Annotated in this window: 19 protein-coding genes; 8 read left to right on the forward strand and 11 right to left on the reverse strand. The window is 64.2% G+C overall.

Annotated features, from left to right (window positions below):
* Entirely contained in the window at positions 1-792 is a 792-nt protein-coding gene (locus tag GUV69_RS10150; RefSeq protein WP_164206414.1) for a ZIP family metal transporter, read from the forward strand.
* Positions 793-811: 19 nt separating this feature from the next.
* Here GUV69_RS10150 and GUV69_RS10155 read toward each other — a convergent pair whose 3' ends face one another.
* Positions 812-3,331, reverse strand: coding sequence for a Tex family protein (locus GUV69_RS10155; RefSeq protein ID WP_164202006.1), 2,520 nt, complete (start codon positions 3,329-3,331; stop codon positions 812-814).
* A gap of 121 nt (positions 3,332-3,452) precedes the next feature.
* Between GUV69_RS10155 and GUV69_RS10160 the strand changes: the two genes are divergently transcribed.
* Positions 3,453-3,770 carry a hypothetical protein gene (locus GUV69_RS10160; protein ID WP_164206416.1) on the forward strand — a complete coding sequence of 106 codons (318 nt, stop codon included), beginning with the start codon at positions 3,453-3,455 and terminating at the stop codon, positions 3,768-3,770.
* A gap of 249 nt (positions 3,771-4,019) precedes the next feature.
* Here GUV69_RS10160 and GUV69_RS10165 read toward each other — a convergent pair whose 3' ends face one another.
* From GUV69_RS10165 to GUV69_RS10175, 3 genes are all read right to left on the reverse strand, one after another.
* A complete protein-coding gene (locus tag GUV69_RS10165) occupies positions 4,020-5,090 on the reverse strand; it encodes an alkene reductase (protein ID WP_164202008.1) in 1,071 nt (356 codons plus the stop codon).
* A gap of 103 nt (positions 5,091-5,193) precedes the next feature.
* On the reverse strand, positions 5,194-5,667 hold the full coding sequence (locus GUV69_RS10170; protein ID WP_244292686.1) for a PKD domain-containing protein: 474 nt from the start codon (positions 5,665-5,667) through the stop codon (positions 5,194-5,196).
* A 517-nt stretch (positions 5,668-6,184) separates the two neighbouring features.
* The gene (locus GUV69_RS10175; protein ID WP_164202010.1) at positions 6,185-6,811 is read right to left on the reverse strand and encodes a DUF6318 family protein; all 627 of its coding nucleotides are present in this window, start codon (positions 6,809-6,811) and stop codon (positions 6,185-6,187) included.
* Between the two features lie 334 nt (positions 6,812-7,145).
* On the opposite strand from GUV69_RS10175, the gene bioB reads away from it, so the two are divergent.
* From bioB to GUV69_RS10195, 5 genes are all read left to right on the forward strand, one after another.
* A complete protein-coding gene (bioB, locus tag GUV69_RS10180) occupies positions 7,146-8,171 on the forward strand; it encodes a biotin synthase BioB (protein WP_164202011.1) in 1,026 nt (341 codons plus the stop codon).
* Entirely contained in the window at positions 8,168-8,440 is a 273-nt protein-coding gene (gene bsaP / locus GUV69_RS23685; protein ID WP_488759607.1) for a biotin synthase auxiliary protein BsaP, read from the forward strand. Before bioB ends, bsaP begins: the two co-directional genes overlap by 4 nt.
* Positions 8,441-8,453: 13 nt before the next feature.
* A complete protein-coding gene (locus tag GUV69_RS10185) occupies positions 8,454-8,888 on the forward strand; it encodes a pyridoxamine 5'-phosphate oxidase family protein (RefSeq protein ID WP_164202013.1) in 435 nt (144 codons plus the stop codon).
* 19 nt (positions 8,889-8,907) lie between these two features.
* Positions 8,908-9,345: a very short patch repair endonuclease gene (locus tag GUV69_RS10190; RefSeq protein ID WP_164202015.1), complete on the forward strand. Its 438-nt coding sequence runs from the start codon at positions 8,908-8,910 to the stop codon at positions 9,343-9,345.
* Between the two features lie 214 nt (positions 9,346-9,559).
* Entirely contained in the window at positions 9,560-9,970 is a 411-nt protein-coding gene (locus GUV69_RS10195) for an Hpt domain-containing protein (protein ID WP_164202017.1), read from the forward strand.
* On the opposite strand, the gene GUV69_RS10200 is transcribed toward GUV69_RS10195, so the two are convergent.
* On the reverse strand, positions 9,943-10,707 hold the full coding sequence (locus tag GUV69_RS10200) for a response regulator transcription factor (RefSeq protein WP_208786628.1): 765 nt from the start codon (positions 10,705-10,707) through the stop codon (positions 9,943-9,945). The two genes, GUV69_RS10195 and GUV69_RS10200, sit on opposite strands and share 28 nt — an antisense overlap.
* A 100-nt stretch (positions 10,708-10,807) precedes the next feature.
* Between GUV69_RS10200 and GUV69_RS10205 the strand changes: the two genes are divergently transcribed.
* Positions 10,808-12,463: a sensor histidine kinase gene (locus GUV69_RS10205; protein ID WP_164202019.1), complete on the forward strand. Its 1,656-nt coding sequence runs from the start codon at positions 10,808-10,810 to the stop codon at positions 12,461-12,463.
* An 18-nt stretch (positions 12,464-12,481) separates the two neighbouring features.
* Here GUV69_RS10205 and GUV69_RS10210 read toward each other — a convergent pair whose 3' ends face one another.
* From GUV69_RS10210 to GUV69_RS10235, 6 genes are all read right to left on the reverse strand, one after another.
* On the reverse strand, positions 12,482-13,723 hold the full coding sequence (locus GUV69_RS10210; protein ID WP_244292852.1) for a 5-methylcytosine restriction system specificity protein McrC: 1,242 nt from the start codon (positions 13,721-13,723) through the stop codon (positions 12,482-12,484).
* An 82-nt stretch (positions 13,724-13,805) separates the two neighbouring features.
* Positions 13,806-16,040 (reverse strand): McrB family protein, encoded by a 2,235-nt coding sequence (locus GUV69_RS10215; RefSeq protein WP_164202021.1) that lies wholly within the window; start codon positions 16,038-16,040, stop codon positions 13,806-13,808.
* 84 nt (positions 16,041-16,124) lie between these two features.
* Positions 16,125-16,364: a hypothetical protein gene (locus GUV69_RS10220; protein WP_164202023.1), complete on the reverse strand. Its 240-nt coding sequence runs from the start codon at positions 16,362-16,364 to the stop codon at positions 16,125-16,127.
* A 115-nt stretch (positions 16,365-16,479) separates the two neighbouring features.
* Entirely contained in the window at positions 16,480-16,896 is a 417-nt protein-coding gene (locus tag GUV69_RS10225) for an acyl-CoA thioesterase (protein WP_164202025.1), read from the reverse strand.
* 50 nt (positions 16,897-16,946) lie between these two features.
* Positions 16,947-19,025, reverse strand: a complete 2,079-nt coding sequence (locus tag GUV69_RS10230; protein ID WP_164202027.1) for an ABC transporter ATP-binding protein — start codon at positions 19,023-19,025, stop codon at positions 16,947-16,949.
* Entirely contained in the window at positions 19,022-20,755 is a 1,734-nt protein-coding gene (locus GUV69_RS10235) for an ABC transporter ATP-binding protein (RefSeq protein WP_164202029.1), read from the reverse strand. Before GUV69_RS10235 ends, GUV69_RS10230 begins: the two co-directional genes overlap by 4 nt.
* Positions 20,756-20,812: the final 57 nt, after the last annotated feature.

The raw sequence follows: 20,812 nt of genomic DNA on the forward strand, positions 1-20,812 counted from the left end.
ATGATTATGCCGCTGTTTTTCGGCGTCATAGCATCCAGCGCACTGATTCTGGGTGCCGTCATCGGCGTGCGGTTCGAATTGCCCAAACGTCTGTTGGCCATCCTGCTGGCATTCGCAGCAGGCTCCCTCATAACGGCCCTCGCGTTCGAACTCTTTGAGGATGCCTACCAACGGGGTGGCATCGTTCGGGCAGCACTGGGACTCTTGGGCGGTGCCATTGTCTTCACCATCCTCAGCGCACTCCTGGACCGTTGGGCACAGCCGGGTGCGCAGGCAACTCCCGCCGATGAATTCCAAGGCAGCGCCAAGCTGGACACCGACGCAGCAGCGGCCGACCGCAAAGCAACCGCTGCTTCCACGCGCGGGGCGGCCGGAATGGCGCTCCTGGCTGCGGTGACCCTGGATGGTGTGCCGGAGAACGTGGCTTTGGGGGTTTCCCTGGGCGAGGGCACCGGCGGGCTGGCGCTGCTCGCTGCCATCTTCGTCTCCAACCTGCCGGAGGCACTGGTCGGCGCTGCCTCCATGCGAAGCCAGGGCCGCTCGGCCGGCAGCGTTATAGGCCTTTGGTTGGCGTGCGCGGTGCTGCTGGTGGCCGCTGTCGTTATCGGTGCGGGCCCATTGTCCGGCACGGACCCTGAAGCCATCTCCCTGCCTCTGGCCTTTGCCGCCGGCGCCGTTATCGCCTCGCTCGCGGATACTCTGATGCCGGAGGCCTACGAGCACGGCGGCCCTGCGGTAGCCATCAGCACCGCCGCAGGGTTTGTCCTCGCCTTCGTCTTGTCGCTCGCCTGATAAGGGACAAAGAAGCCCGCTACTTGCCAAGTCCAGCTCTCCGGAGGGCCTCGGCCATCGCGGTGTTCACCGGCGCCGGCTTCGTAGCGGGAGGCCGGCCGGCTGCTGGCTTGGCATCCGGCTTTCTGCCGGATGCATTGCCGTTTCCGACCGACGGTTCTGCGCTGGACGGATTCCTGGTCCCGGCACCACGCCCGCCAGAGTTGCGATCGGCACCCCTAGTCCCCCGCCGGTCCGGCGGCCCCGACGGCTGGCCTCCTGCCCGGCCTCCGCCGCCCGAACGGCCCTCTTCCGGACGGCCCTGTCCTCGCCCGGCGGAAGGTGAGGGCTCGTCGTCGAGCCTTAACGTCAGCGAAATCCGCTTCCGCTCCGGATCGGCTTCCAGCACTTTCACGCGCACAACCTGTCCCGATTTGACCACTTCGCGGGGGTCGGACACGAACCTGTTGGCCAGCGCGGACACATGAACCAGACCGTCCTGGTGCACGCCCACATCCACAAAGGCACCGAACGCGGCAACGTTTGTCACCGTCCCTTCAAGCACCATGCCCGGCTTGAGGTCGGAGATCTTCTCAATGCCCTCGGAGAACGTCGCGGCGGCAAAGGCCGGGCGCGGATCCCGGCCGGGCTTGTCCAGCTCGGCCAGGATGTCCTGCACCGTGGGCAGGCCAAACGTCCCGTCCACAAACGTCCGCGGATCCAGGGACGACGCGGGCGCCGACCCGGCAGCCACCAGGATCTTGCGGGCCACTGAATAGGCTTCAGGGTGCACGCTTGAGGCGTCCAGCGGTTCCGCTCCGCCGGTGATCCGTAGGAAGCCTGCGCACTGTTCGAAGGCCTTGGCACCGAGCCGGGGCACCTTCTTCAGGTCACTGCGCTTGGCGAACGGCCCATGGTCGTTCCGGTATGCCACAATGTTTTCGCTCAGCAGCGGCCCGACGCCAGCCACGCGGCTGAGCAGTGCGGGCGATGCCGTGTTCACATCCACCCCCACCGCGTTGACGCAGTCCTCCACTACCGCGTCCAGGCTGCGGTCCAGCTTCGAGGCGGTGACGTCGTGCTGGTACTGGCCCACGCCGATGGACTTGGGGTCGATTTTCACCAGTTCCGCGAGCGGATCCTGCAGACGCCGGGCGATGGAGACCGCCCCGCGCAAGGAAACATCCATGCCCGGCAGCTCGGCCGCGGCAAGTGCCGACGCCGAATACACGGATGCTCCGGCCTCGGAGACAACGAGTTTCCGCGGTTTCTTCTCAGCAGCAGGCAGTAGCTTGATCAGTTCAGCGGCGAGCTTGTCTGTCTCCCGTGACGCCGTTCCGTTGCCGATTGCCACCAGTTCAACGTTGTGTTTCCGGGCGAGGCCCACGAGGGTTGCCAGCGCCTCGTCCCATTTACGGGCCGGTGCGTGAGGATACACGGTGTCGGTGGCCACCACTTTGCCCGTACCGTCCACAACGGCCACCTTCACGCCGGTGCGCAGCCCCGGGTCCAGGCCAAGGGTGGCGCGGTTGCCGGCGGGTGCGGCCAGCAGGACGTCCCGCAGGTTGGCGGCGAACACGCGTACCGCTTCATCCTCGGCTGCGGTGAACATCCGGCTGCGAAGGTCGGCGGTCAGCCGAGCCAATACGCGCGAGCGCCAGGCGAGCTGCGCGGTCTGCATCAGCCAGGCGTCGGCGGGACGGCCGCGGTCGGCAACCCCGAGGCACCTCGCCACCGCGGCCTCGTAGCGCGAGCGTGCGGCGGCGAGGGCGTCGTCGTTATTCGGATCGGCCTCGGCAAGGTCCAGTTCCAGGACGCCGTCTTTTTCGCCTCGCAGTAGGGCAAGTACGCGATGCGAAGGCATCCCCGACGGCGCCTGGGTGAAGTCAAAGTAATCAGCGAACTTCTGCCCCTCTGCCTCCTTGCCCTTCTTCACCCGCGACACCATCCGGCCCTGGGTCCAGAGGCGTTCCCTCAGATTGGCGGCAAGGTCCGGGTCCTGGGCCACCCGCTCCACGAGGATTGACCGGGCGCCGGCGAGTGCGGCTGCCGCGTCTTCAATCGCGTGCTCGGCGTTCAGGTACTTGGCTGCTTCGCGCTCTGGATGCACCTCGGGGCGCTTCAGCAAGGCATCGGCGAGGGGTTCAAGGCCGGCTTCGCGGGCGATCTGCGCCTTGGTGCGGCGCTTGGACTTGAACGGAAGGTAGATGTCCTCTAGCCGGGACTTCGTGTCCGCCGCCACGATCGCTGCCTGCAGTTCCTTGGTCAGCTGGCCTTGCGAACCAATCGCCTCAAGGACAGTACGACGGCGGTCCTCGAGTTCGCGGAGATACCGCAGGCGTTCGTCGAGCTCACGGAGCTGCGTGTCGTCCAGCGTCCCCGTGGCTTCTTTTCGGTACCGGGCGATGAACGGCACGGTGGATCCGCCGTCGAGCAGTTCCACGGCGGCTCTCACCTGCCACGCTTGGACGCCAAGTTCTCTGGCAATCTGGGTGTGGATGGCACTGTCCGCGGTTTCGGCGGACACGGGTGCGGACGGGGCCTGCGGGAGTTGAGTCACCAGAACATTTTGCCTTACCGGGCTAACCGTCTCCAGCGGTGCCGCAGCGGCGGCCGCGGCAGGCCGGGTATTCCGCTCCGGGCCGCGAAGTGCTGTAGTTGATATGCCGTCACCGGTACTCATTCTCGAGGAAGAGGACACCATGCGGGAACTGCTCATCGTCTTTCAGGACGGATTCGACGAGGCCAACATCACCGTCATGGTCAATGGCAAGGAAGTCCGGCGCGACGTGGGCGTCACCACCAATCCGCTCTTGGGGGAAGCCTTCGAAACATCTGTGGAGCTGCCCGCGAAAGGGGCGCAGGTGGGGGTTGAAGTGACGAACCGTGGCCTAAAAGCCATCACCAAAGTCAGCGGAAAGCCTAAGAGCCTGCTCGTTTCCATCCAGGACAACAAGCTCGTCATGCGCGAAGGGACGGGCCGGGAAGCATTTATGTAGGAGCCTCTAGCGATAGTCCATTCGCTGGAGTATCCTAGCCGTACCGCTCAGCTTCAGTGAGCCCGAGCGGGCCAACTTTTTGTATAAAGAGCCAAAGAGCCGTCGGATGGCTTTCGGCTCGAGTTGCCGGGACAGCACACCGAGCAGCCAACGACGGCGGCACCCAAAGCCGGGTGCCGCCGTCGTCGTTAAGTCGGGGCTCAGCCCCTTATTTGCCCAAGCGCAACAGCTTAAGCGAGCGCTCAGGGTCTATGCCGAGTGCACGGGGTAATCTGTGTAGCCGGCCGAGCTGTCTGCGTAGAACGTGGACGGGTCCGGTTCGTTCAGGGGAAGGTTTTCCTTCCAGCGCCGCGCGAGGTCCGGGTTGGCGATGGCGGGGCGCCCCACCACCACTGCATCGGCGTGGCCGTCGGCAACCAGGCTGGCTGCTTCCTCCCGCGTGGTCACGGTGCCGAACCCGGTGTTGACGAGGAAGGTGCCGTTGAAGCGGGCCCTGAGGTCCTGCACCAGTTCGCTGGTTGGCTCGTGGTGAAGGACGCTGAGGTAGGCGAGGTTCAGCGGGGCGATGCTGTCCACCAGCACCTCGTACGTTGCACGGACGTCGGCTGCATCTGTTTCGGCGATGCCCTGGACGTTGTGTTCGGGCGAGATGCGGATACCGACGCGGTTGGCGCCTACTGCGGCGACAACCGCGTTGACCGTTTCGATCACAAAACGTGCCCGGTTCTCAGGGGAACCGCCATAGCTGTCGTCGCGCACGTTGGAGTTGGGGGCGAGGAATTCGTGCAGCAGGTAACCGTTCGCCGAGTGCAGTTCCACGCCGTCGAAGCCTGCTTCGATAGCGTTGAGCGCACCGGTGACGATCTCCTGCATAACGACGGGAAGCTCGTCACTGGTCAGCGCGTGCGGCACGGGGTAAGGCTTCTTGCCTGACGGCGTGCGGACTTCGCCGTCAATGGCGATGGCGCTTGGAGCCACGAGGGTGTGGCCGCCGGTGATGTCCTCATGGGACACGCGCCCGCCGTGCATGACCTGTGCAAACATCCGGCCACCTTCGGCATGGACAGCGTCGGTGACCTTCTTCCAGCCAGCGATCTGCGCTTCCGTGATCAGCCCGGGCTGGCCTGCGTAGGAGCGGCCGGCCTGGCTGGGGTAGGTGCCTTCGCTGACGATCAGGCCCAGTGAAGCGCGCTGGCGGTAGTGTTCCGCGACCAGTGGGCCTGGCACGCCTTCTTCGCCCGCGCGCAGGCGGGTCAGTGGCGCCATGACAAGGCGGTTGGACAGTTCAAGCTCACCGAGAGCCAAGGGGGAAAACAGCATGCGCAGTTCCTTTCGCAGGGAATTGGTACTGCTGGGCCCAACCTGCTGGCGTCCGCGTCTATTCCGGACGAGACGGCTCTCACACCGCCTTCAGGAGCTTTACTTAGTGGCTTGATGCCACGCCCGGGCACCCCTGGCCTTGTGGATTTTGGTTGCAGTCGTCGGCGTAGTTCCGGGTGATGGAGCGCCAGACGCTGATGGTCTGAGCCGGCGCACTGAACTGTCCTTGGCCCGGGATGGGCAATGGCGGTCCGTCGTTCACTGAGTACGTACCTTGGAAGGATGTGGTGAGGATTACCTGGAAGTCACCCGTTTGGGGATAGACGTGGCTGGTCCGGGTCTTCTCACCCCAGCGCTCCTGCGGCAACGGCCCGCCCATGGACGGCTGCGGGCCAAACACGGTTCCGTCACCGTAATTCCACGTGTACTGGACCGGTGCAACCACGATGTGCACCCGCTGTCCGAACATCGTCACGTCAAACTGCTGCTCAGCCGCGTTGGCATAGAAGTTCGTTTCGGCGCCGCGGAGGGTGTGCGGGCTCGGCTGGGCGACGACAGTTCCCGCATTGATCGGCAAGCTCTCGAACTGCCTCTGGATGTCAGCGGCTATCCGCGGCAGAAGGTCTTCAGGCTGGGCGTCGTATAGGCAGGTGGGTCCTGAGTGGTATGACCAAGCAGGGTTAGCAACACCAACTGGAGCCCGGAGCCAGATAACTGGGATGCCCTCCGTGCCCTCGGGCCCGTCCTCACACTCGATCTGGTCGCCCAAGCACACGGTGTCAAAGTCGCCTCCACCGAGATGACATTGAAGCTCGTACTTGTACTGATTTGGGTCAGCTGGCACGGCATCAGGTCGTCGTTCAAAAGTACCCGTGACCTCATTTAGGACCCATCGTCCACTGACTCCGATCCCTCCCGGCGCAAATCCGGCCAAAGTATCACTTGGCCCGTCAGCCTCCTTCGACAGAGGTGCCTCCGATGCGGACGCACCTCCGCCGACAGCGAGATGCCCGCCGAGGAGACTGAGGACGATGAGCACGATCCGCAAGTTCAAGGCAATCACCGGAGTGTTCCTCGCTGGGTGCACGGACGTTTCACCCGTTTAGACGTTGAGCGTCGACGAGTTGCCAACCTGTCGGAGCGTAGGTGGCAATGAATATCTGGGCGATGTCGGAGGGAGGAACGATAGTGTCTGAGACGCTTCCGTCTGCCTTATAAGCCCGTAGCTGGGACTGCTGAACCTGAGCGATAACCTGGTAACTGCCGTCGGTCGCAACCTTGAAGGCTGTTTCAACCGCAGGAGTTTGAATCTTGCCGCCTTCAAGCCATCGACCCTCGACATACCAGTTGGTGATCACACCCCGCGCCGCGTCGCAGTTCGCACATGATGGTCCTGTCACAGCGGTGACTAGATTCAAGTCTCCGGTTTCGTAGGCGTAGCTCAAAGCCTCATACCAATACCGGGCGAACGCCTCCAGCCCCTCCTTCGTCTCCGTCTTCGCGACCTCAGGAAGCACGGGAACCGGCACGTTCTGGGCCCGCCCGCTGGCCGACGCCGGCACGTAGGCGGGAGTCGCCGTCGGGGTTGGCGTGGCGCTGGGGCTTGGCACCTGACTTGTTGAGGCCGACGACGTGTCGGTGGCGCCGGGGTCGCCGCCCGTGTCGCATCCGGTCAGAACCAAGGCCACCCCCGCCGCAACCGCCACGAAGTGCAGGCGCAAGCGCCGGGCCGTAAGAGTGTGCGATGTCATGGGCAGCTATTCCCCCGATAGTTTCAAGACGCCTCGCTCCGAACAATGACTTAAGGGTAGCCCAGATCACACCAGAGCGATCAAAGTTATCCACAGGCACCGCGCCATCGGTTCGATCACCGCCACCGACCAAAAAGAGGAGCAGCCCTCCGTAGTCGGCACAACCCGCGCGCGAAGGACAGCCATTCACACAAGCGCCCAACAAAGAGTCACTGCCGTCCTTGTAGTCACCTAACAAAAACAGCCACAGCACGCCCAACTAGCGTCGAGGGAGACCACAGAACTGAGAACAAAGGGACAATCAATGACGATTACAGCAGCACCCGAAACCAGCAGCGGCGCGATTCTTGAAACGGCACGAAAGCAGGTTCTCGAAGACGGCGTCGGCCTCTCCGAAGCGCAGCTCGTCGAGATCCTCCGCCTCCCGGACGAAGCCCTCCCCGCCGCCCTGCAGCTCGCCCACGAGGTGCGGCTGAAGCACTGCGGCGAGGACGTCGAGGTGGAAGGCATCATCTCCATCAAGACCGGCGGCTGCCCCGAGGACTGCCATTTCTGCAGCCAGTCGGGCCTCTTTGACAGCCCGGTAAGAGGCGTCTGGCTCGACATCCCCGAACTGGTCAAAGCCGCCAAAGAGACAGCAGCGACCGGAGCCACCGAGTTCTGCATCGTCGCCGCCGTCCGCGGACCGGACATCAAACTGATGAACCAGATCAAGTTCGCCATCGACCGCATCAACGAAGAGGTGGACATCAACATCGCCTGCTCCCTCGGCATGCTCACCCAACTCCAAGTCGACCAACTCAAGGGCTGGGGCGTGCACCGCTATAACCACAACCTCGAAACCGCCCGCAGCTACTTCCCCGAAGTCGTCACTACGCACAGCTACGAAGAGCGCCTCCAAACCTGCAACATGGTCAAGGACGCCGGCATGGAACTGTGCTGCGGCGCCCTGATCGGCATGGGCGAAACACTCGAACAACGCGCCGAACTCGCGGCCCAGCTCGCCGCCCTCGAACCGCACGAAGTCCCGCTCAATTTCCTCAATCCCCGCCCCGGAACACCACTGGAAAACCAAGGGCTTATGGAAGGCAAGGACGCCCTCCGCGCGATCGCCGCTTTCCGCCTGGCCATGCCGCGAACGGTGCTTCGCTACGCGGGCGGCCGCGAACTCACCCTCGGCGATCTGGGCACGCGGGAAGGCCTGCTCGGCGGCATCAACGCAGTCATCGTTGGCAACTACCTCACCACGCTCGGCCGCCCCGCCACAGCAGACCTCAACCTTCTGGTGGAACTGAACATGCCCATCAGGGAACTGCAAAAGACGCTATGAGCGGGCTTCCGACGAGCTCAGCCGCCGCTACATTTTGCGGCCACTGCGGCGGGACGGACGACGGCGGCGCGAACCCGCCGTCGTCCGCTCACCTCCGGTGCGGCGAACTGCTGCTGCTGGAACCTCCGCGCTACTGCGCGGCCTGCCGCCGTCGGATGAAAGTCCAGGTGACGCCGTCAGGGTGGACGGCGGAGTGCTCACGTCACGGCCGCAGCGGGGCTGCCGAAAATGATTCCTCCGCAACCCTAGAATTCTTCTACCGGACGTAGAACAATGGTCCTTATGATGTTTACTCACGAAGACGGCAACCCGATCCTGGAACTCGATGACGAGCAGTCCTGGGAACTCCTGGAAGCAACCAAGCACGGACGGATAGTGGTTTCCGTTGCCGGCGAACCGGACATCTTTCCGGTGAATTATGTGACCTCGGGCCAGAAGATTTACCTCCGCACGGCGCCCGGCAACAAGCTGGCCCAGCTCACCATCAACTCCAGGGTGCTGTTTGAAACGGACGGCATCCTGTCTGACGAAGCCTGGTCCGTGGTCCTTCGGGGAACGGCCCGCGTCCTGACCACCTCCGCGGAACTTGAGGGCGTTGAAGCGCTGGGGCTCAAGACGTGGGTTCCCACACTCAAGGATTTCTATGTAGAGATCCTGCCCACGTCCGTCAGTGGTCGGCACTTCCTGTTCGGAGAACAGCCGGAGCGCGAAATTTAGGAACTTTTAGACTGGAACCATGGCGGACAGGCTGTCGCCCGCGCAGCGGAGCTGGAACATGTCCCGCATCCGGGGCAAGAACACCAAGCCGGAGTTGCTGGTGCGCCGCCTCCTGCATGCCAAAGGCTACCGGTACCGCCTTCACGGCAAGGCCGGCAAAGTCCGCCTGCCCGGGAACCCGGACCTGGTCTTTGCCGGGCGCCGCAAGGTCATTTTCGTCAATGGCTGCTTCTGGCATTTCCACGACTGCCGGGCAGGCCAACACGCCCCCAAAGCGAACGCGGATTTTTGGGAAGCCAAGCGCACCCGGACACGTGAACGGGATGCCCGGCAGCTGAGCCAGCTGGAGTCCGCCGGCTGGGAGGTCCTGACCGTATGGGAGTGCGAGCTGAAGGACGGAGCCGTCCTCGAGGCCCAACTCGTGAAGTTTCTCGGTGCGCAGGAATCGCCTGCCTAAGTTGAGTCAATCTTGAGCCTTTGCCCGCGCCTGAATTGATCGGCACCGGCAAAGATGACTGCAACAGAAAAACCCGCAGTCTCCCCAAAAAACCCCCAATCTTGGTTGGGTTCGGCTACGGGAGAAGGGAAGAGACCTAATCTGAAGTTGGACAACGACCCACGCTGCCGGCCCCGTCTTCTGGAGCCGCAGACCGAAGCGGAAAGGACAAAAAATGGCTCCCTCCGATGATGCCGGGCGGCCCTTGGTGGATCCCTCCGTCCTTGACCGGCTCCGTGCTGAACTGGATGAGGACGAGGGCTACTGCACCGTTTTTGTGGGCAACTTCATCGACTACCTACCGGTCCGGATCGGCAAACTTCGCCTGGCACTGACCACTGGAGATCTTCCGGGCGCCGTGGATGCTGTGCTGAGCCTCAAGACGTCCAGCCAGATGGTGGGGGCCGAGCGGCTGGCGGGGCTGGCGATGGACCTGGAGCGTTCCATCCGGGACGACGCGCCGCGCGCGCTGCCCTCGGTGGCCCTCCCCAGGCTGGCCGCCGACTACCTCCGGCCCATCAACCTGTGCTGCCGCCAGACGCTGAACCGTTTGGAGACTCAGCGCTCCGCAGGCGCCAGCCGGTAGCCGACTCCCCGCACCGTCTGCAGCCAGCGGGGACGCTGCGGTGAGTCACCGAGCTTCTTCCGGAGGTTTCCCATGTGGACCTCCACGGAACGCTCGTCTGCTTCGCTGATGTAGCTTCCGACGTCGTAATCCTCGTCCCGGAGGCGGCGCACCAAATCGGATTTGGTCCGGACAGTCCGGCCCGCCTCCAGCAGGGCGTAGAGCAGTTCAAACTCCGTCCGGGTCAGGTTCAATTCTTCGCCATCCACCATGACTGACCGCGAAGCGTACGTCAGGTCCAGGCCGTTGTGGCTGTAGTGGCCTTTTCCGGTTCCGGTATCGGCCGACTGGTCCGACGCCGGGGCGACGTCCGCAGGGTCCGGTACTGAGCGGGGGCGGCGCATCATCGCAGCGATCCGCGCGCGAAGCTCGCGGGGGCGGAACGGCTTAGTGAGGTAGTCATCGGCCCCGGACTCTAAACCGATCAACGTGTCCAGCTCTTCGGCCCGCGCCGTAAGCATCACGATATAGGCATCCGAGAATTCACGGATCTGGCGTGAGACCTCGAAGCCATCAATATCCGGCAGTCCCAGGTCCAGCGTGATGACGTCGGGGTTCAGCGTTTTCGCCGCCAGAACGCCTTCCAGGCCGCTGGCGGCCACGGTAACGTCAAAACCTGCCTGGGTCAGCACCGTCCGGACCAGTTCACGGATATCCTGGTCATCCTCGATGACCAGACCCACTCGCGCTTCATTCATACAAGCCCCCTCAGCCAGCTTGACAACGTCAGAAGTATAGCCCGCTGCCGATACCCTGTTGGTATGCGTCTCACTACCCCGACACTTCCCGCTGCCGTATATGAGTGAGCCAACGGCGTGGGCCGCTGGCCGTCTGAAGTTTTTCCGGCGTCCTTTCCACGAATACCGGCTGACCGACAGGGTGGTCCTGAGCCAAGCGCCGCTGTCCGTCACCACGCTCCTGACCGCATTCCTCATGTGGGCGTTTTTCCCGGGGACCATGAACAATCCGCTGTTCCTGGCCTTCCTGGGCTCTCAACTGGCCATTATGGCGTTGTGCTTCCTGGTGCCATGGGACCGGCTGCCTTTCACCAGCTTTCTGGCGATCCCGCTGCTGGATTTTGCGTCGATCGCTTTGGGCCGGGAAGGCGGTCAGGAAGGCCTGACCGGACTCAGCCTGCTTGCGGTCTTCCCGGTCATCTGGCTTTGCGCCTCCGGCTACTACCCGCGGGCCTCCCTGTGGCTATCGTTCTTCGGGCCGCTGGCCATCATCTGGGTTCCGTTGCTGCTGCGGGGGGACATCTCCGGGCCGAGCCTTGCCAAGTCGCTGCTCATCCCGGTCATGATGCTTGGAATCGGCGTGTCAGTCAGCGTCCTGACGCTAAGCATGATGCGCCAGCAGCGGACCCTTGAGGAGAAGGACGAACAGCTCCAGGCCAGCCTGGCCAGCACCAAACGGCAGGAAGCCCTGCTCAACTCCGTCCTGGACACCGTCCACATGGGCGTCCTGGCGGTGGACGCCGGTGGACACGACATCCTGATGAACCGGAAACAGCGCACCAACCACGAGCTGGCCCGCCCGAAGGACATCGCGGACCCGAACGAGTCGCAGCTGCTGGTCTTCGGCGCCGACCGCACCACTCCCGTCCCCGTCGAGGACCGTCCGGTCCGCAGGGCTGTCCTGGGCGAGACGTTCACGGACTACCTGGTGTGGCTCGGCATTGGGAAGGAACAGCGGGCCATCACCACCAGCGCCCGGGCCATGAAGGACGCGGACGGGCAGTTTGCGGGTTCCGTCATTGTCTTCAGCGATGTGACCGACCTGGTGAATGCCCTGGCCGCGAAGGATGATTTCGTCTCCAGCGTTTCCCATGAGTTCCGGACTCCGCTGACGTCAATCCTCGGCTACGTGGAGATCCTCCTGGAGGACGAGCCCCGGGATGACCAGCTTGAGCCGTTGAACATCATCCGGCGTAACTCAGAGCGGCTGCTGACTTTGGTGTCCGACCTGCTTGCTACCAGGAACGGCCAGCTGATCGTGACACCGCACGCTGTGGACGTGGCGGAACTGGTCCGGGCCAGTGTCTCCGCCGCCATGCCAAAGGCCGACGCCGGCCGGGTAGTCCTCAAAGCCGACGCACCGGGCCGCCTGGACGTCCACGTTGACGGTCCGCGCATCTCCCAGGTGCTGGACAACCTCGTCTCGAACGCCATCAAGTACTCCCCCGACGGCGGCACTGTGGTGGTGTCGTTGACGCAGGAAGACGGCCACATGACCTGCCGGGTCAGCGACACCGGAATGGGCATGAGCGAAGAGGACCTGGCCGAAGTGTTCTCCAAGTTCTTCCGGACCAGCAGCGTACGCCGGACCGCCATCCCCGGAGTGGGGCTGGGCCTGTCCATCAGCAAGGCGATCGTGGAAGCCCATGGCGGCACCATCCAGGTGCAAAGCAAAAAGGGCCAAGGCACCACGTTCACGTTCCGCATGCCTGTGTAGGGCCCACCTCCGGGTCCGTCAGTCCGGGTCCAGGTCCCGGGAAGTGCGGACGACTTCGCCCCAGGACTGCCGCGCCAGCTCCGCCACCGCTGCCAGGATTTCCGACGGCGGCAGCGACAGGTCCAGCGGAAACTCCACAATGTCGATGTCCGTGTTGAGGATCCGCCGCAGCTTCATCTCCCCCGCGCCCGCGTAGATGAGCCAGGCGGTGGGTACGCCCAGGGCTGTGCAGTGGGCCAGCATCTGATAATGGTCGGCGGTCAGGGACGCGCCAAGGTCCGCAGCGGCCTTGTACTTTGCGTTGTAGGCCACCACGGGTCGTCCGCCCAGCAGGTGCACGGCATCGGGGCGCACCGACAGCCGGTCGGAGTCATGGACGGCCTCGCTGAGGAGCGCGTTGTACTGCAGCCGTGTCTCCCCCGGGTACGCCGCCATCGCCTCGCGGAGCGCAGCGCCCACGAAGTCTTCAAACACCTGGCCCATGTCCACCACAAACGAGGCCGTCTGCTGCTTGCCTTCGCCGGCCTCGGCGGAAGCGTTGCGCAGGATCAGCCCTGCAAGGCGCAGCACCGAGTGGTAGCGGACGTTCATCCTGCCCGGTGTCCACGGCGGCAGCGGAGCCCCGGCGGGAAGGCGCGTGACGGCGTCGAGCTTTCCCTTGAGCTGGCGCAGGCGGCTCAGCACCTCGGGCCGGACGCGCGGGACCTGGCCCATCCGTTCCAGTGCCGCGTGCAGGATCCGGTTTTCGGCGATGTCCTCGGTGAACTCGTCATAGGACACCTCCAACGGCACCAGCATGCCGGGCCGGCGGGAGATCTGGTCCGAGATGCGGATGCGGCCCTTGACGGTGCGGAGGGACTCGTCCACTGTCAGGTAGCCCTGCAGCACGCCGCGGCCCAGGGCACGCTCGGCCAGTTGGGCCAGGGACTCCGCCAAGGCGCTCCACAGTTCGCGGTCCTCCGCGGCGGTTACTGAATCCGGCCGGAATCCCTGGTTGCCGGCGTAGCCGAGGAGGAACAGGAGGCGGCTCAGCCCCAGCCTGTCCTTGGGCCGGACATCAAGCTGCATGGTGGCCGTGCGGACAGATCCCACCTTGCCCACAGGCTCGATCCTGTACAGGCCCATACCCATCGGCGAAGCTTTGGCCAGGCCGCTGGAGTTCAGGAAGGCAGCGCTGGCAGCATCCAGCCGTTCCACGATGCCGCCGGACACCTCGTCCAGGATCAGGTGCTTGGTGCCCTTCGGACGGTTGCCGTGCACTGGGGGCTTCGGCGGTTTTGCCGGCTGCTGCTTGGCTGGCAGCGGCTTGCCCGGCAGGGGTTTCGCTTCAGCCAACGGGTTCTTAGCTGGCCGCAAGGCGTCCCAGCAACGGTTCCAGTCCGAACCGCTCCTCCAGCTGCGCCCTCGTCAGCTGGCCGTGGTAGTGCTCCTCAAGCAGCGGCATCAGCTCATATTTCCAGATCCGGCGAAGCCCGGCCGGCGTCTGGGCAGCGGGCTTCATGAAGTAGGACGGGCCGATCATCAGGTCCCGGTCCCACTCGTCGATGGCGGCGTTGAGGGCATCGAGGAGCAGCGCGGGCGTGGTGTCCAGCTGCCGTGCCTGCAGGAACCGCAGCAGTGAGCCCTTCACGGGCTCGGTCTGCGGGTGCAGCTCGATGAACGCGAACCGTCGCCGGATGGCGGCGTCCATCATGGCGATGGACCGGTCCGCGGTGTTCATGGTGCCGATGATGTACAGGTTGTCCGGCAGGGTGAACGGCTCGTTGGGGCTGTACTGCAGGTAGATCCGGTCGTCGCGGTACTCCAGCAGGAAGTACAGCTCGCCGAACACCTTGGCCAGGTTTGCGCGGTTCATCTCGTCGATGATGAGGAAGTAGGGCTTCTTTTCGTTCCCGGGTTTGGCGGCTTCCTCGGCCAGCCGGCGCAGCGGCCCGGCCACAAGCTTGAAGGACACCTGCCCCTCGTCTGTTTTGTCCGGCCGGTAGCCCTCGAAGAAGTCCTCATAGGCATACGACGGGTGGAACTGCACCAGCTTCACCCGTTCGTCGGTGCTGTCCTGCGCGAGCTCGGCCGCAAGGTGCTTGGCGAGGTACGTCTTGCCGGTTCCCGGCGGACCGTAGAGGACCAGCTGGCGGTTTTCCTCCAGCAGCTCCGCGATCTCCTGGAGCGGTTCGAGGTCCATGTGGAGCGAATCCGCGAAGCCGCGGCTCAGCGGGCGGAAGCCCTCCTGCACGGGGACGACCTCGACGGCGGCAGTAGCGGGGTCGTCGTCGTCCGGTTCCGCCTCTCCCGGGACCAGCGCCTGGAGGGCCTGCACCACTTTGGTGACATCCACGATGATCCCGGCAGTGGCCAGCTGGCGCTGGACGTGACGGGGCAGCTCGGCGGTGGCGTGGCCTTCGTCGTCGAGCCAGCGCACCTTGCGGCGCATCCGGCGGTGGTCCTCGTTGTGGTCGGGTTCGCCGAGCACAACACCCAGCCGCACGGTGCCCGAGTTCTGGTACAGGACAAGGTCGCCCGGCTTCATGACCGTCAGGAAAGCGAAGACCGCGGTTTTTGTGTCTTCCCGCTCCACGTAGCCCAGGTGCTTGTAGTCCTCATCCACCGCGTGCTGGACCAGCCCGGCCGTTACGCCCGGTTCAAGATGGCGGAGATGTTCGACGTCGAGCGTCACTTTCTCCTCGTCCTGCCACGCGGCGAGGAGCTCGGCGTTGTCGCTGTGCGTGCGCAGGAGCCAGGCGCGGCGGCCGGGGTCCCCCACCTTGCGCCACTGGCTGACGAGCTGGCGCGCGTACCAATCGATGCGCTGCCCGGCCTGCTCGTCCAGGTGCAGGCGGATGCGGTGGATGTCCGCAGTGATCTCCTCGTCCGAATCACCTTTGGCGCCGCCCACCAGGGAGGCAAAGGCGTCACGGATTTCCCGGCGTTCGACGTCGGCCACCACCGGTTCGAAGTATCCGGGCCAGGCAAGGTACTCGATGCTGCGCCGGATGGCGGGCTGGTCCAAGGGTGTGCCGGCGGCCAGTTCGTGGAACTTGAGCGGATCCTTCAGCGCCTTGGTGATGGCTGCCGGGACCTGCTGGTCCACGTGCTGCACAAAGCGGCACAGCCACTTCAGGTGGTCCCAGATGGTCCAGTTGAATTCCGCGGTGCGGTCCCTGATCACACCGTGGTCCGTCATGCCTTTGTACAGTTCCTCAGGCAGCTCCAGCGGGGGTTCCAACCACGATGCCGCCTCAGCCACACGGGCGCGCTTGACCTTGAGCGACTTGACCTCGTGGGCAAGGGGCAGCGACTGCAGGAACAGCAGCTCCACTGCCAGCTGCTTGGCCTCGCGGGAGGCGCCCTCAAGGTTCTGCCGGAGGTTGGTCATCATGGGCGCCTTGGCATCGGCGACGCCCTGTTCAAGCCGTTCCAGCAGCTCGGCCGCGGCGTCCGCCGTCCAGGTCAGTGTTGTGCCGTCGAGGGCCGAGGGCTTGCCCTGCAGCCCTGGTCCCAGTACAAACCACGCCGCGTCCTCGATCTCCTTGGAGACTCCGAGGGCGCGGTGCATGGCAGGCTTTGGGGCAGGGGTCATGGCTTCAAATTTACAGGCTCAAGCTGGGCGTCTGCTCCACGGTCCCTGTCGACGGGGAGTCCGTTCGGGACCCCCCGCGACGTGCTAAGCGCTCACCCCGGGCCGTTTGCGCCCCAAAACGAAGTAGCCCATCGGCCCAATGAAGTTGATCATCGACGCCATCCGCCAGGCCGCCTTTGGCCCGTTGATCAGCTCCGCCGGACGTTTGCTGATGTCCCGCTGGGCGGCGATCATCAACGAAACCTGCGCGATGCCGACGGCCACGAAGCTTGCCCGTGCCGCCGGTGACATTTCTTTCCAGGTCTTTTTGGTTTTCTTGGCCATGGTGAAGCTCCTTAGTAGACAGTTACAGTCTCGGGTGTACGCCTGTGCCCCCGCAACGGGTGCGCGGTCCAACAGTCTTGCAGATCGATCAGTGCACGGCATGAAGATACGCGGACTAAAACGTGAACGGTGCCATCCGTTCCTTCTGCTCCGGGGTCAGGCGCAGGATACGCCCGGACGCCTCGTCCACGAACGCCAGATGACTGCTGGCCCGGACGCACTCCACCTGCGTGACCGGGTCCTGCACCACGTAGTGGATGTCGAAGCTGGCGCCTTTCACGGCCCCGATCCACACCTGGACCACGGCAGGAACGTTGCGGTATTCGAGGGTCTTCACGTAGCGGATCTTGTGGTCCACCACCAGCGCCAGCGTTCCCTCAGGGACCTCGTTGAAGAGGGCTACCTCCGGCTCGATGCCCGGCATGCCTGTGCCCCGGGGCGGCCCGAACGCGGCGATCCGGGCCTCCTCCAGCATCCGCACGATCTGGACGTTGTTGATGTGCCCGTAGGCGTCCATGTCCCCCCAGCGCATCGGGACCAGGACCTCGATGCGCCGGGGTCCGGCCGGGTTTCCGTTGGCGCTCAGCTGTGCACCGCCGTCGAGTCGTCCACAACGGTTTCCTCAACGTCGGACCCGGCGAACTGGGACATGTACAGCCGGTAGTACGCACCCTCGGCCGCCAGCAGTGTCTTGTGGTTGCCCTGCTCCACAATCTGGCCGTTCTCCATCACCAGGATGGTGTCGGCGTCGCGGATGGTGGACAGGCGGTGGGCGATCACAAAGCTTGTCCGGTCGGTCCGCAAGGCAGCCATGGCCTTCTGGACCAGGAGTTCGGTGCGGGTATCCACCGAGCTGGTGGCCTCATCGAGGATGAGCAGCGACGGGTTGGCCACAAAGGCGCGGGCAATGGTGATCAGCTGCTTCTCACCGGCGCTGACGTTGTTGCCTTCCTCGTCAATGACAGTGTCGTAGCCCTCCGGCAGCGCGCGCACAAAGCGGTCCACGAACGTGGCCTTCGCCGCCGCCATGACCTGCTCTTCGGTGGCGTCCAGGTTGCCGTAGCGGATGTTGTCGTAAATGGACCCGCCGAACAGCCAGGCATCCTGGAGTACCATCCCCACCTTGGACCTCAGCTCGGCACGGCTCAGCCTGGTAACGTCCACGCCGTCCAGGGTGATGGACCCTGAGTTGAGCTCGTAGAAGCGCATCACCAGGTTCACCAGGGTGGTCTTGCCGGCCCCGGTGGGTCCGACGATGGCCACGGTGTGCCCGGGCTCGGCCGTGAAGGACAGGTCTTCGATCAGCTTCTTGTCTTCGGTGTAGCTGAACGTGACGTTGCGGAACTCCACATGCCCGTCGGTCTTGGCCGGCAGGTGATCGGTGGCGGTCTCGGCGTCCTGCTCGTCGGCGTCGAGGAACTCGAAGACGCGCTCCGAGGACGCAACACCGGACTGGAGCATGTTGGCCATGCCGGCCATCTGCCCCAGCGGCTGGGTGAACTCGCGTGAGTACTGGATGAACGCCGTGGCGTCGCCCAGAGACATGGAACCGGAGGCGACCCGGAGGCCGCCCACCACGGCGATGCCCACGTAGCTGAGGTAGGAGACGAACTGCATCACGGGGAAGATCATGCCGGAGACGAACTGGGCGCCGAAGCTGGCCTTGTACAGCTCCTCGTTGCGTTCTTCGAAGCGCGCCAGCATGTCGGCGTCGCGTCCGAAGACCCGCACCAGGTCGTGCCCGGAGAAGGACTCCTCGATCTGCCCATTCAGGGAGCCGGTGTTCTTCCACTGGGCGGCGAAGAGCTTCTGGCTCCGCGAGCCGATAATGCCCGCGGCAACACCGGAGAGCGGCAGCGCAATCAGGGCGATGAGGGCGAGCTGCCAGGAAACGATGAACATCATGATGACAATGCCGATGACCGTCAGGAGGGAGCTGATCAGCTGTGCGAAAGCCTGCTGCAGCGCCTGCTGGACGTTGTCGACGTCGTTCGTCACCCGGGAAAGCACGTCGCCGCGCTGGCGCGTGTCGAAGTAGTTCAGCGGCAGCCGGTTCAGCTTCTTTTCGGTGTCGTCCCGGAGTTTTCGGATGACCTTCATCACGATGCGGTTCAGCACATAGCCCTGCAGCCATAGGAAGATGTTGGCCACAAAGTACATCAGCAGCACGATGGCGATCAGGACCGAAAGTTTCTGGAAGTCGATCCCGGTGCCGGGCACCAGTTCCATCTTGGAGATCATGTCCGCGAAGTTGTCCTGGCCCTGCTGGCGCAAGCCCTCAACAAATTCTTCCTTGCTTGCCCCCGCGGGCAGCTGCTTGCCTACGACCCCGCCGAAGATCACGTCCATGGCCTGGCCGAGGATCTTCGGAGCAATGACGTTCAGGACCACCGAGACAACCACCAGGGCCACGACGGCGTAAATGCCGGCGGCTTCCGGCTTCAGGAGTCCGAGGAGGCGTTTCGCGGAAGGCCAGAAGTGCTCGGCCTTCTTCGCGGGCATGCCGCCGAACATGTCGCCGTCGGCTTCAGAAGGCTTGTATTCCTCTTCGAAGAATTCCTCGTCGTCCAGGAGTTCCTCGGGGGTTGCGGTACCTGTTGCTGTGGCAGTGGGCGTCGTTTCCGTGGTGGAGCCTGCACGGTCCTTCTTGGCGGCGCTCATGCCATTTCCTCCACGCTCAGCTGGGATTCAACAATTTCCTGGTAGGTGGGCGAGGTTTCCAGGAGTTCCCCGTGCGTTCCGCGGTCGACAATCCGGCCGTTGTCCAGGACCAGGATCTGGTCTGCCTCGGTGATGGTGGAGATCCGCTGGGCCACGATAATCACGGTGGCATCTGCGGTGGTCCGTTTCAGCGCGACGCGGAGCCTGGCATCAGTGGCCACGTCGAGCGCCGAAAATGAATCGTCGAAGAGGTACACCCTGGGCTTGGTGACCAAAGCGCGGGCTATGCAGAGCCGTTGCCGCTGGCCGCCGGAGACGTTGGTGCCGCCCTGCGAGATGCGGGAGTTCAGGCCGTTCTTCTTCTCGCGGACAAAGTCCTCCCCCTGGGCAATGTGCAGCGCGTCCCAGAGTTCCTGGTCCGTGGCTTCGGTCTTGCCGAAGCGGAGGTTGTGCTCGATGGTCCCGGAGAAGAGGTAGGGACGCTGCGGGACCAGGGCAACGCGCCTGGTGATCTCGGCCCGGTCCAGGTTGCTGACCGGGACGCCGTCCAGCAGCACCTCGCCCTCGGCGATGTCGTAGAGGCGGGGCAGCAGGGACAGCAGCGACGTTTTGCCGGCACCGGTGGAGCCGATGATGGCCACGGTCTCCCCGGGCTTGGCGGTGAAGCTGATGTTGCTCAGCACCGGCGATTCGGCACCGGGGTAGGCAAAGGTGACGTTCCGGTACTCCACCACACCGGCCAGCGTGGCCGGAGTTTCGGGGTGTTCGGGATCGTGGATGGAGGGTTCGACGTCGAGCACCTCACCGATGCGGTCCGCGCAGACCGAGGCCCGCGGGATCATCATGGCCATGAAGGTGCCCATCATGACGGCGATCAGGATCTGCAGCAGGTACTGCAGGAAGGCAGTCAGGGCGCCCACCTGCATCTCGCCGGAATCCACGCGCTGACCACCGAACCACAGGACGGCGGCGGTGGAAAGGTGCAGGATCATGCCGATGGCCGGGAACATCAGGACGAACAGTGCCCCGATCTTGAGGGAAACGTCCGTCAGGTCCTTGTTGGCCACACCGAAACGGTCGGTCTCATAGGGTTCGCGGACAAAAGCGCGGACCACCCGGATGCCAATGATCTGCTCTCGAAGGACAGCGTTGATCCGGTCGATCTTCTTCTGCATGGCACGGAAGAGGGGCATCAGCCGGACCACCAGGTAGCCCACCACGATGATCAGCACCGGCACGGAAACCCAGACCAGCCAGGACAGGTTGAGGTCCTCGCGCAGCGCCATGATGATGCCGCCGATGCACATGATGGGGGTGGCCACCATGAAGTTCAGGCCCATGAGTACCAGCATCTGGACCTGCTGGACGTCGTTTGTGCCGCGGGTGATGAGCGTGGGCGCGCCGAACCTGTTGACGTCCTTGGCCGAGAAACTGGTGACCTTGCGGAACACCCCGCGGCGGAGGTCGCGGCCCACGGCCATGGCCGTCTTGGAGCCGTAGTAGACACCGGCGATGGCCGTGCCCACCTGGACAATCGCCACCAGGAGCATCACGGCCCCGGTGCGCCAGATGAAGTCGGTATCCCCGCGGGAAACGCCTTCATCGATGATCTGGGCGTTGAGGCTGGGCAGGTAGAGCGCCGCAATCGTGGACGCCAGCTGGAAAACGATGACGGCCACGATATACGGCATATACGGCTTGGAGTAGCGCCGTATCAGGGTCAGGAGCATGCCCACGGGTCCTTAAGGGAGAGAGCGCGAAAATGGTGAGATAAGTAGTAGCAGCAG

Source organism: [Micrococcus luteus] ATCC 49442 (assembly GCF_010367585.1).
In the GTDB taxonomy this organism is placed as follows: Bacteria; Actinomycetota; Actinomycetes; order Actinomycetales; family Micrococcaceae; genus Arthrobacter; species Arthrobacter luteus_A.